Here is a 12,112-nt window from a genome sequence, read left to right as displayed (position 1 = left end):
CATTCAGACGCCGGATAGATTCAAGCAAGCCAACTTATCGTCAAAATCGGTGTTGCAAAAACGGGAGTGACCATAGATTCCGTTTTCTGAGACGACCCCCTGTAGATCGTCTCCCGCCAGAGGCTGATCTTCAGATTCCGCGCGTAAATGCCATCTTCCCGTTCCGTTCTCCTGCGCTTCCTCGATCAGGCCTGCCGGCCTGATACTGCGGCGAGCGCTGCCGGTTATAGTCCCTTAAGGGCAATTAGCATGCAAACTATGGACGGTTATCTGGTCTAACATCTGGAAAAATTACTGACGAGAAGGTAGTATTCGGATCGTCAGCGATCGTCTTGTGGTGGGACAGATTGTTGATTCAGATTACTTTTGTGACCTAACTCAAACTGACGGTTTGACTGCTTTGTGGTGAGGCAGACGGGTGGCAGAAGATGGTTTTACGGAAGAAATGCGGACTTCCGGAAACAAACAGGGACAGGACGTGTCCAGTAAAACGTTCAGGAGCAGGTGACGGGATTTCCCGGAGCCTGAATGCACAAACCCCCCGATAACTGTCATCATCTTGGCGGAAGACACAGGTATCAGGGGGTCCAAAAGCAGGCGCGTTGCCTGTGAAGGATTATAACGCATGCACCATAGAAAACAACACCCGGCCGCCATAAGAACAGGCCGCCGTGAATGACAATCAGATTTCTGTTCACTGGTCAGATCTACCGAAAGATGAGCTAACCCGTTTCTGGCAGGATGTCGATGCCGGCACTCAGGGTAATTTCCTCATTGCACCGGTCAAAAAACTGACCCGCCGCAAACGCGGTGAGCATTCCACAAAAGCCAAATGTGAGAACCCGGCCTGGTATCGCCCGGAGCATTATAAAAAGCTCTCCGGACAGCTCGGTCATGCCTACAATCGCCTGGTGAAAAAAGACAAAGAAACCGGGCAGGTCAGCCTGCGCATGCATGTTTCTCGTCACCCTCTCTATGTCGCCGGCCGCCGTAAGGCGGGACGTAAATATGGCTTCCGTCCGGAACGTCAGCGCCTGCTCGATGCCCTCTGGCCAGTGCTCATCAGCTTCTGTGATGCCGGCAAGCATACCGTCGGCATGTGTATCTCCCGTCTTGCAAAAGAACTCAGTGCAAAGGACGCAAAAGGCAATGTCATTCCGGAAACAGAGGTGACGGTGTCACGCCTTTCACGGCTTATTGAGGAACAGGTACGGTTTGGCGTTCTGGGCCTCGCAGAAGAACGCGCCTGGGATCGTGAATCCCGCACCTGGCTGCCAACGTATGTCTATATCACCCCCGTGGGATTCCAGATGCTGGGCGTCGATATGGACAAGCTGTTTAAAGAGCAGGAGAAGAAGCTCCGTCAGAGCGCCGAGCGTGAGCAGCTGATCCGGGAAGGGGTGATGAGCGAACATGATGATGTTCAGCCCCATTCCGCGCGGAAATGCTGGTCCGGCCGTAAGCGCCGGGAGGCACTCGTTTACCGCCGCAAAAAAGGCGCGGAGCGTAAACGTGCCAACAATCTGATTAAGCTGCCGGCAGATGAACGACTCCATGCAATGTCTGAATGGATTTACCGCACCCTGCCGCCTGACGAAGCGTACTGGTGCACATCTGAGCGCCTGAAGGCGCTGGCCATCCAGCATCTTTACCAGCTGGATCTGGCGCTTTCTCCACCTGACTAGTCACAGACGAAACAACAGTCTTTCTGTTTACAGGCCCCTCACCGGGGCTTTTCGTGCTGGTTTTTTTCGGCCATTCTGCTCATTTTTCATCCTTTACTCCTTTCTCCTTCCGGTCACCATGACGTACTGCGTGTCGTTATGGTCCGCAATGGCCACTGTCTCTTTTTTTACACAGAAATCCGCAAACGAATAAGTGAAGTAACCCGGAAATGAATAAAAGACATTCCGCAAAACAGTCTTACTTCACCGTTTTTATCTCTCTGTTCATTACATTCCAGAGTAGATCATTGTCTTCGGCCACTCTGTGGATAACGTAAAATGCCTTCGCATGCAGCGGCCTCACGGCCGCGCGCTCAGAATAAAATCAAAAGTTCCTCCCGTCGCAAGCGCCGGGCCCCGTTCTGGCCAGAACCCAACACTGCATACTTACCTGACCCCTGCTAAACCGACGCCGCCCCGGCCCGAAGGGCCGGAACACCCTCGCTTTAAGAGGGATGTTGTAACTAGAAGTAAGAGCTGCTGCAGTTAGCGTCGCGGCAAGCCCGCTGTACACGCTCGTAAGCGCCTCACGGCGCTAACGCGGAGATACAGCCCGTCAGCGGCCTCTGGCCTCGACGTGCTCACTCCGACCGCGCACGTCACTACCAGGCGTGGCGGTTCGCGGGTATGGCTTTGCAGGGTAAGGGATGGGACAGGCAGAACCTTTCAAACCGCAGCGGCTTACGCCGGTCACGGCGCCCGTCGACTTTCTCTCCCTGTCTGGCTTCAGCTGGCGCCTCCATGCCGCGATGCGGCATCAGTGAGTTCTGCAGGGCAGCGTGCCCTTTTTTTGTTGTCAAAACTCGTTTCGGGAATATGCTTTCAGAAACAGATAAGCGAGGCGATAAAATGGACACGTTGCTTTTACCCGGCCAGAATCCCCGTGCCTGGGCCGAAACCATGATCAACCTTGAGGCCCGGAAACTGGTGAATACGGCCAACACGGTGGCGGCTATGCATCTCCAGGATGGTTTTATCCGGATTCAGTTTGTGGATGAGATCAGGGCATTCATCATGGCCCAGTTTGAGGCCGCGCGCCGGGCGAAAACGGATGATGACTGTATGGCCTGTCTGCGGGCCTTACGGGCTGAGAATACCAGCCTGCTGGAGCAGTCCCGATCGCTCAAAACCGGCTATGCAAAACTCTATGCTGAGGTGAAGGTTGTCCGGGACGAGAACAAAATTGTGGGCTACATCATTTCAGCGGTCGACGTCGTGGTGGCCGGTGCGGCCATCTTTGGTGGGATCGTCATGATGTCCTCCATGACGCCGGTGGGCGTGGTGGCTGGTGCGGTGATAGTCGTAAATGGCTTTAACACGATTTCACGTGAGGCCGCACACAACCTCCTCGGTGATAAACAGACGGAGGGGATATTTGCGGACGGATCGATGGAGTTCGCTGAATTTCTGGGCTTCAGCCGGCAGCAGGGGTTGGGAACCTATAAGGCTGTCACACTCTTCAGCGAAGTGTACGGCGCGTATGGCCTGAGGCTGAAACCCGAAGCACAACGGCTGTGGTACTGGACCAGGCCCGATTTCTTCAGGAAAGTATCCGGCACGCCACGTCCCGCAATGGCGCTTAAAATTGCGGGATGGGGAGTTAAAGCCAAAGTGGCGCTTGATTTACTGACTATTGAGCCTTCCGGGAAATAGTCTTCTGCAGGCGGAATGCTTTCCAGCCCAGTACAGGTGGGAAGGTCACCCAGGCAATGATCAGGACGACAAGGGAACTCATGCCCCCGGAAAGAATGTGTGTCCGGCTGCCGGCAATGAGGGTGACCAGCATAACCAGAACCAGCACGACAGTGATCCATACCGACACCCGGAAGCGCCGTGATAGCGCATCGATGAGATACTGCATGGTGCCTCCGCCTGCTGCAAGCCGGCCCTGTAAATTGTCCACTTCGCTCTTGCTGAAACCTGCCTCAAGCAGCTCTTTCTCACTGATAGCCATCACGTCCTCCCTAATCAGGCGAAAGTATACTGTATAAGACCAATAATCCCCAGGTGACCGGCGTAAGCATAATAAAAGAAATTACGCGGCATGAAACGCCGGCGGCCGTCCGGACAGATTTGCCTGCAGAAGGAAACTACTGCCAGGGGGAATGCCAGAGTAGGCAACGTGGCCAGTAATAATGTTTCTGCGGGCATATCCAGGAGATGCGATAACCCGTTTAAACAAATCAGTGACAGCACGGCAGTGATGGCCGCCAGCCGCTGCACTCCGGGTGTATCGCTGCCAGAAACCGTTGCCATACTGATGGCCAGCGTTATTCCTGCCAGCCCGTAGCTTGCCGGCTCCAGTGGCCAAATCATGAGGGCCAGGAGCAGATATCCCGCAAACATTCCTTTCCGGCCGTGCCGGTACTGCAGGGCAAGCAGCTGCGTGACGCCGGCAAACACGAACAGAATGTTCAGGGCCCACCAGGGCTGCTGATGCCAGAAGGCCAGGCTGAACACCGGCTGGGTGATGACTGCCCAGATCCACAGACGACTGGCTCTCTTCTGAAGTCGTTCCGGGGTGCGCTGTACGTTCATCGCCCATATAAGCGTGAACAGGGGGAAGGCCATCCGGCCAAGCGCATACATCACCGGCAAGGCTGGCGACAGAAACACCGTATTGATGTGGTCGATAATCATGGCCAGAAGTGCGAGAAGTTTGACCATATCGAGAGCTGCGGGACTGAGCTGGCTGGCGTTCCGGATAGTGGGAAGAACGTCGGGTACTGAACGATTCATGCTGTAGATTCCCCTGGCGACACGCGGTTAACAGCCAGCCCTGAACATAATGCCAGAATGCCCTGCCGGTTCGCGTTGTGACCCTGATCTTAAGTTTCTCCAGAATCTTGCGCACCGCAAATTCTGATTTATCACGCAGCACGCGCATTGCGCCTGCCACATCCTTATTCTGAATACAAATACTTAAAATATGAAAATCGTTCACACCGCCCCCTTTCTTACACTCTTATTATCGGCTGCATGAATATTATATTTAGCGGAGTAGGAAGGTTCCTAATAAAAAATTCATATTAGCGCCCAAAATCTGGGCAAATTTATCGACCCTTTTATATATGTGGCGTTCGCTCATGAATTATCTGTATTATTTGCTGAAGTTTTTTCCCTGACCAGAGCGAAATCTTCACGAATAGATTTTGCGGCAGGCTTCCACCCTTTAGCCCATTCCTCGTTCATACGGCCTTCACTGACAATTTTCAGGGTGATGGCATAAGGGGTGCGCTGCAGTTTCTTCGACAGCCAGAGTATATGATCGTCGATTCTGTCATCCGGAATATCAGCAATAATCGAATGAATAAGGTCCAGGTCCTCCGGTGACCACGGTTTTCCTGAACGCGGAAACACTTCATCCGGAAGGCGTGGTTTTTTTTCCTTTTCTTCTTTTACCTGCTTTTTAGCTTCTTTTTCCGCAGTGATGAGGCGCTGCCGCTCCGTTAACCCTCCCAGAATTGCAACCGTCCTGACCATATTTTCACGCTGCTCACGTGTAATATTTACTTCACCGCATATAATGGCATTTAAAGTATCTACAAGGTTTTCCAGCTTGCTTTCTGTCAATTTTAACGTCATTCAGAAATCTCCTTAATCATTATTCTTTTTTAGCCCATTCTGATGCAGGCTACGCCAGCGCCAGGGCTCAGTCTGACCCGGTTCTGACCAGAGTCCGACTGACTGAAGGCGGGCTTCGGCCTCCAGAACAGCGTAGTCTGGCCGGGTAGGTTTTCCGTGGTACCGGTATGCCCAGGCCAGGCCTTTGCGTATCTGTTCGGCATTCACATCTGTCACGCCAATCCACACGGTACCGAGCAGACGTCCATAGCGATCCTTATCACTTCCGGTGACGGTTACATGCCGCTGGGCCACCATTGATGAGAGTTCCTGACGGGAACGCTGGCCAAACGGCTGACTCTTTTCCGGCGCATCGATGCCGGCCAGACGAATGCGCGTCAGTTGGTTTCCTGGCTCAAGCATCTCAACGGTATCCCCGTCCAGCACGCGCACAATCCGGCCGCTGAAATCTGCACTGGCCGAAAACGCCATAACGATCAGGAGCAGAGAGCAAAACTTCCGTTTCATTATTCGTTATCCCAGGTTGTATACATTGCGGTTATTAAGAACGTAAATTTCAACTCGACTTACACCCCAACGAGGCTTTTTATACGGTAAGAGGTAAAAAGCCGTTTGGAAATCGACTTTTACTTACTGGCCTTCGCCTGATGAAGACGTAACACACCATCCGCAACCCTGTTGATAACGTCCCGTAATATGTCAATGGAGGTTTTTGAGATGTCTGAACCGTTGAATATCGATGACTTGACTCTTACTCTCATAAGGGGATCACCGTCCTTTGCCGGGGTGTCTCTGACCTGGATATACGTGCATTCTTCCCGACGAAAATGGATCTCCTCTTCCCCTGTGGTGAGGAAAACATATAAGCCGGCGAGAGTTGTTTTCTGATGGTCACTGTTATTTTCGATTATTGCGACCTTCAGTTTTTGACGTTCCAGCTTTTCAGGCAATTCAGTAACATATAGATCTCTGTCTGAGTGGAACGAGGTAAGTATCACGACATCGGGTTGGTCTTTAACTTCCATTTCTATTTCGGCAGGCTGCAGCGATTTGCTGCTAAACAACAGATTAATCAGGGTATGCATATCATCATTCATAAGATAAAAAGGAGCACGCCGGACTTCTCCGCTACGATCTTCTCTGATCAGACCCCAGCTAATTAAAGTACTGATGGCACGCTGTGTCATCCCCTCCGGTTTATCTGTCAGCGCTAGCTCTGCGTCTCCTTTGGAGTTATATCCCTTTAGTTCCAGAGTCTTGCGAAGATACAACTCCCGGATAAATTTAAGCTGTCCGAAGGTCAGGTTGTGCGTCATATGAATAAAGTGGAAACGAGTTTCTTTATCCAGTGTCCCCCTGCCCAGCTGAACGAGCAGGCGTACATAAAGCCAAGTTTTCTCATCCTCATCGTCCTGCAGAACCTTGCGGAGTACGGCAAGAAAGTCTTCAGAAGAAATATCTGCCAGTTCCGGCAGCTTCTGGTGTATGCCGGTAACGAACTTTTCGACGCGGGCACGCCGTTGCTTTTCCTCCATTGCGATTATTTCCGTATAACCTTCCTCCAGCAGCGTCAGTGCGGTACCGAATCCTGGTATTTTTTTGACTCCCGATTTAACGAACTTGGCGAGAATTTTTCGAATGTCACTATCGTTAATGACCTCCGTATATTCGGTTCGTATAAGGTTGGCCTGCGTTGACCGGGTGCTTACGTCAGTTGATTCACTGCGTGGGGAATTGCTTGAAGTACTGTTCTGAACCGTCATTTTTTATTCATATCTCTTTTTACGCTTTTGCAGGCCTGTCCATCAGTCAGGATTTCACGGATGCTCCTCAAATCAAGACAGTTTGCATCCCATACCATGTCATTTGTGCTTTAACGGCCCAAACGCGCCAGATTCCATTAACCCGTTAAACATCGTGCGAAGCTGTTTCACCGTCAGTTGGTTGAGGAATAGCGAGGAACGGGCACCATGTGGGCTTCCAAGAAGCAGATAGCGCATATCTTCCCACGACTCAGAGAACTCGGCATATGACAGATCAGCCAAGGTACGGGAAAGCATTAACGGAACAGCGATAGCTGGCGAAATTGTGCCGTCAGGCTCCAGTTGGTGATTATTCCAACTCCACCATATAAGTATTGGTCCTGCGCCTTGTGTATACAGGGGAATTAAGTCAGAAACATCATTGAAAACATCACTATCGTCGTAGTCATAATTACCATCTGCAAACGATTCGATTAATTCATCAGTGATGTACGCAGCACGTAATTCAATGGAATCAGCGGCCATACGTAACCAGCCAGCCATGCTGCTATAACGCCCATCATCACTATTCAGGTACTGAACTAACCCCCGGTAAGACGTTTTAACTGTAGCAATCAGCTCATCCGTGCTGCCATATGGGCAAGTAATAATTGCATTTGCCATATACCTCGTGTGATCAAGATGCGGGAAGCGGGGCGTAGTTTGAGTTCCTGAATGGTTATGCACATCACGGCCAAGAGCAATAATCGGATGCCACTCAGGATAAGACGTAACAAAAGGCCCAAACTTTTCATGAATGACAGTCAAAGCGTGCTCCGCACGATTCCTGTCCTCAGTTGAATTAGACCCGCTATTGTCCTTACGCCATGGAAAGCTCTCTTTCATTAGCAGGTAGTCGAATGCCTTGGCGCGCAGTTTTTCCGAATCTTCATTAGCTCTAAACATAAAGTGATTCCGCATAAGTTAGTTAACTTATGCATTATTGATCTATTTTACGGACAAGTAAACGATGATGCGTTAATAATGTCTAAAAGACATAGAGGGGACTGAAGCCCAATGGAAAGATATAAGGGCGTAACCTATGTATTTCGGTTAAAAAATACGCTTAATGTACAAAAATTTCCGTTTCCCAAACTGAACCCTGATTACAGGGTCAGAGCGAGAGTCAGACGCTGGCGCCTGAATGTCGAAAATCAAGAAAGCCTCATCTGGCAGCACAAGAACCAATTTTTGACAGAATGGACCCTGCCTTTGCTTTTTTGTATTACATTTGTATTGCTTAAGTGTGCAAAATGGATTACAAATACTCCTGACTAATAATCTCAATCTGGAGCCGTCATGATGAGCAAGCTACAGGAAAAATCTGCGCGAATAGTTGCAATAATGAACAACAAAGGCGGTCCTGGTAAGACCAGTTCAGCGACAAATCTTGCTGTCCACTATGCCCGATCCGGAAAGCGCACGCTGCTGATTGACTCCGACCAGCAGGCCAATACGACAGAAGTGACCGCAAATGGCAAAAAGTACTATTCCATGTATGGGCCAACAATTTGCGATCTCTATAATAATTCCCGATTTGATATCCGTGATGTCATCATTCCTGCGATGGCCGGTGAAGTACCTATCCCTAACCTTGATCTTATTCCGTCCGACCCGACGTTTGAAAAAATTATCGAACAGACACTTACACGCAGTCACCGCGAAAAAATCCTGGGCCGACATCTTGAGAAAGTCCGCGCCGAATACGATTACATCATTATTGACTGCGCACCTGGGCTCAACATCGCAACCGGCAATGCCATTTTCATTGCCGACCATGTGCTTGTTCCTGTCGACGGCGGGAGTTTTTCGCTCAGTGGCCTGGAAATCATGCTGGACTACATGGATGAGATCTCTGAGGAAGATTACTCGCGTTTCAGCGTGTTTCGAAATAACTACAACGGTGCCAATAAAAAAATTAACACCTATATTGATACCGCATTGACTTCACATGAGAGGATCTCCCCTCGCCTGTTAAAGAGCCGGATTCGTACCGATCAGGCAATAGTGCAGTCGCAGGTGGCTTGTCTCCCACTCTACTACTACCAGAAAAGCGCAATGGCTTTAGTTGACTACGGCAAACTGGCTCGCGAACTAGAAGAAATTATCAGCAGTGAGGCAGCATAATGTCTAAAGAACTTGTTCGACCAAAAATGGAAAAACCGGAACGTACCAGAAAAGAAAGCAGCCTGACAAATATTGCGGCTAAAAAGAAAAATACGACAGGAGAAACGCCCAAAACAATACGCATGACACCCGCCGAAAAGGTGCTGGCACAGGAACTGGTTGAACAGATCCAGGCGCTGACACATAAAAATATCACGGTATCGACGTTGTTGCGCGCTGGGCTCTACCTTGCACAGTCAGCCGGGCCAGAGAAGGTACTCAAGGCGATTAAAGAGAACATATAATGTAGTACAAGTGAACTACATTAGTATTCTATTTGTAATAACAGGGGTTGATCTTTCATCAAACAACCCCTACTATATTTGTCAGGGTATCTGCAAATACCCCGACATACTTCTTACTTAGCAATACAACTTACGCATTAACCAGCGGAACGCGACAGGTAAAGCACTGACCCCGATTGAGATAATCAAAGTTGCTGTTAGACCTGTCCATTCTGAAGGCATACCAAGACTGTGTAGAATGCCGACCACCCACTGCATCATTGATGTATTCCAGAAACTCTGGATAGTGGCAAAAATGCCCCCCATAATGACATCGACGATAGTGACTTTCTTGCCGTCGTTATTGTCAGGTTTACGTCCATTCCCCCCGGACTGACCAGACTCTTCATTATGGTGGTGGGCGCGTGTACTGATATGTTGCGTAACAGGTGCATAATGTTTGTTTACTGTAATATTGAACTGAAATAATGGCATAGATTTCTCCTATATTAGCCTTAGATAAAATAACTCTTGGTACTACATTCAAAGTTTTCATTTAGAAACCTTTTTAAATGGTTGAAAAAAATGGTGATAACGTCACCGCGTAATACATTTCAGATTTAGCTATTTCACTCCAGCTCCTTACTCACCTGCGTGAGTGTTAAGTGTTTTCAGGGTGTACGAATCCATCTCCGCAGTAGCGGAATAAAGAATCGCGTCATTTTCTTCGGGCACAAAAAAAGCAGGCCCGGGCGCACCGGTACCTGCTGTCTTGGCTTAGCCAACAGAACAGGGAACCGGATAGTATTCTTTTCATCTGGGGTTGCCCTGGCCTCTGTCGGCCACATGACAGTATTCTCTGTCATGTTCAGAATAAGGTTATCTTACCCTGAAATAAGCATGTTTGTCAATAGTCAACATGTATTTTTAGTTATTTTCTTTGTTTTTCGCCGTTTTCGCTATTGCGTCAGCGATTGTCACGTGCTAAGCACTCCCTCCAGGTGTCCCTTACGAAGAGAATCCCCCCTCGCAACTGCTTTGCCTGGCACAATAAGTCAGGTCTGTACTTCTGTGACCATTTCCGGCGCACACCGGAATAATGGAGTAAACCAGGTCAGCGGTGCAGATAATATTTAACTTAAGTGCAGATATCGCAATATGCCGGAACCGGCACGTAATGCACACGGCTGCGGTCTGACATTCACCATCAGGCGAAATAAGACGGCAACAGAATCACTGTTGAGTGGGGTGTGCATCATTTTTGATTATAATGCCAGAGAGCCTGATGAAAGTCAAAAATAAATTCTCCGCAGGGTTGACGCGTTTACTTAAATAGTATCTAAAAAAGTATTCTTTATTTAAGTAATGCCTGGTACTTATACTTTTGTTGCGTTGAGTTTATTTGTTGTACTTAGTGCATAACATATATGTGCATAAGTACGTCGAATCAATATCCTCCTGCGGACTATCTTGCGGATTAGTATGTTGTCCGGTTAAACAACATTACTTCAGCTTTCATTAGTCAGGATAGTTCTTCAGCTCCTGAACTATCCTGCCTTCCAGAGTACAGCAACCGCAAGCCAGAGGCGGGACTGCCGGGAACTTCACTGATTTCCGAACTTGTCATGCAGCCGTCTGGTAAGGACTGCAATCGACTCCTTACGACCGGAAAAGAGGTCATTCACGACATACTCCATAATCTCGAATGCCGCTTCGATATCCCCGGTGGTCACTTCATCATAGGTATGACTGCCGGCGTTACCCAGGAATTTAATTGCCATCAGCGTGTCCTTGTAGGGGGCATATTGCCCGTCGAGGAGTTCGATACGTTGATGGAGATAAATACGCTTCCCTTTATTACCATGTTCAGGAATACCAATTGCCGTCAGCATTCTCTCAACCGAGATCCTGATTAGATTGGCAGCAGATCCTGGCTGGCTGAGATAGACAGAAAAAGAAGCTGTAACAGGCCCTGCAATCTCCTCCGGATATTCTCCGGGAAGTGCAAATGGATGCAACGTCGGAACAAAGCTCATTGGTTTATACCAGGCAACATAATCACGATTACTCATTTCATCGTCCCATTCCTCCTGCCAGCCTCCCTTACCAATGCAGACAACCACTTCATTACAGTTTGCCCGTGAACAGTGCGCCATACAGCTGAAAACCTTCTCATCCATTTCAGGTTCAAACCAATCCTCATTCTGAATTTGTCGACTTTCCAGCAGTGACTTAGCGTGGAAAGTCTCTTTATCAATAACCAGTGTTTTCTGGGCACATGCCGGGCATGGCCATTCCACACTCAGGCTCGCGTAAAATCTAGCCGAAATTTTATGAACAGACATTTACTTTAACTCCGAAGGTAATAGTGATGAGATCTGAATCAGACCTTCAAATTCAGTGATAACCTACTTTCACCATAATCCATTAGCCCTTTTTGAAAAAGAGCCGCGACACTCAATGACCGACATGTCGGATAAACGGGGTTCTTACTCTTCCCTCTTTCCCACACTTAATGAGATGGTCACTCCCTCCTTCCCAGTACTATGCTGAGGACAGGCTTTCATTCGGAGAACCATCATGGAAAACATTGCGCTTATTGGTATCGATC

Annotated in this window: 12 protein-coding genes; 4 read left to right on the top strand and 8 right to left on the bottom strand. The window is 49.1% G+C overall.

All coding sequences use genetic code 11. The features are described 5' to 3' along the window. Positions 1 to 671 precede the first annotated feature (671 nt). Together repA and ACMWLG_RS24780 are read left to right on the top strand one after the other, a co-directional pair. Positions 672 to 1,685, top strand: coding sequence for a plasmid replication initiator RepA (gene repA / locus ACMWLG_RS24785; RefSeq protein WP_047028175.1), 1,014 nt, complete (start codon positions 672 to 674; stop codon positions 1,683 to 1,685). An 888-nt stretch (positions 1,686 to 2,573) separates the two neighbouring features. Then, positions 2,574 to 3,377, top strand: coding sequence for a DUF4225 domain-containing protein (locus ACMWLG_RS24780; RefSeq protein ID WP_047028176.1), 804 nt, complete (start codon positions 2,574 to 2,576; stop codon positions 3,375 to 3,377). Here ACMWLG_RS24780 and ACMWLG_RS24775 read toward each other — a convergent pair. The 6 genes from ACMWLG_RS24775 to ACMWLG_RS24750 form a co-directional block, all read right to left on the bottom strand. Continuing rightward, positions 3,355 to 3,678, bottom strand: coding sequence for a hypothetical protein (locus ACMWLG_RS24775; protein WP_047028177.1), 324 nt, complete (start codon positions 3,676 to 3,678; stop codon positions 3,355 to 3,357). The two genes, ACMWLG_RS24780 and ACMWLG_RS24775, sit on opposite strands and share 23 nt — an antisense overlap. Positions 3,679 to 3,692: 14 nt before the next feature. Further along, positions 3,693 to 4,463 (bottom strand): TraX family protein, encoded by a 771-nt coding sequence (locus ACMWLG_RS24770; RefSeq protein WP_047028178.1) that lies wholly within the window; start codon positions 4,461 to 4,463, stop codon positions 3,693 to 3,695. A 345-nt stretch (positions 4,464 to 4,808) separates the two neighbouring features. Continuing rightward, positions 4,809 to 5,309, bottom strand: a complete 501-nt coding sequence (locus tag ACMWLG_RS24765) for a hypothetical protein (RefSeq protein ID WP_047028179.1) — start codon at positions 5,307 to 5,309, stop codon at positions 4,809 to 4,811. Between the two features lie 12 nt (positions 5,310 to 5,321). Beyond that, a complete protein-coding gene (locus ACMWLG_RS24760; RefSeq protein WP_047028180.1) occupies positions 5,322 to 5,816 on the bottom strand; it encodes a thermonuclease family protein in 495 nt (164 codons plus the stop codon). A 119-nt stretch (positions 5,817 to 5,935) separates the two neighbouring features. Then, complete coding sequence (locus ACMWLG_RS24755; RefSeq protein ID WP_052768200.1) at positions 5,936 to 7,072, bottom strand: hypothetical protein; 1,137 nt, start codon at positions 7,070 to 7,072, stop codon at positions 5,936 to 5,938. 99 nt (positions 7,073 to 7,171) lie between these two features. Then, the gene (locus ACMWLG_RS24750) at positions 7,172 to 8,017 is read right to left on the bottom strand and encodes a hypothetical protein (RefSeq protein WP_047028181.1); all 846 of its coding nucleotides are present in this window, start codon (positions 8,015 to 8,017) and stop codon (positions 7,172 to 7,174) included. 393 nt (positions 8,018 to 8,410) lie between these two features. On the opposite strand from ACMWLG_RS24750, the gene ACMWLG_RS24745 reads away from it, so the two are divergent. Then, the gene (locus ACMWLG_RS24745; protein ID WP_047028182.1) at positions 8,411 to 9,238 is read left to right on the top strand and encodes a ParA family protein; all 828 of its coding nucleotides are present in this window, start codon (positions 8,411 to 8,413) and stop codon (positions 9,236 to 9,238) included. Beyond that, the gene (locus ACMWLG_RS24740; protein ID WP_047028183.1) at positions 9,238 to 9,522 is read left to right on the top strand and encodes a hypothetical protein; all 285 of its coding nucleotides are present in this window, start codon (positions 9,238 to 9,240) and stop codon (positions 9,520 to 9,522) included. Before ACMWLG_RS24745 ends, ACMWLG_RS24740 begins: the two co-directional genes overlap by 1 nt. Before the next feature lie 117 nt (positions 9,523 to 9,639). On the opposite strand, the gene ACMWLG_RS24735 is transcribed toward ACMWLG_RS24740, so the two are convergent. Both ACMWLG_RS24735 and ACMWLG_RS24730 read right to left on the bottom strand, forming a co-directional pair. After that, positions 9,640 to 9,996, bottom strand: a complete 357-nt coding sequence (locus ACMWLG_RS24735) for a hypothetical protein (protein ID WP_047028184.1) — start codon at positions 9,994 to 9,996, stop codon at positions 9,640 to 9,642. Between the two features lie 1,109 nt (positions 9,997 to 11,105). Continuing rightward, a complete protein-coding gene (locus ACMWLG_RS24730) occupies positions 11,106 to 11,846 on the bottom strand; it encodes a DUF4145 domain-containing protein (protein ID WP_406542954.1) in 741 nt (246 codons plus the stop codon). Positions 11,847 to 12,112: the final 266 nt, after the last annotated feature.

Source organism: Enterobacter sp. 01-M-02-SI-ECC, assembly GCF_047530595.1.
Lineage (GTDB): Bacteria > Pseudomonadota > Gammaproteobacteria > Enterobacterales > Enterobacteriaceae > Enterobacter > Enterobacter cloacae_M.
Note: the sequence above shows the minus strand (reverse complement) of the source record. Positions and strands in the feature narration are given on the sequence as shown.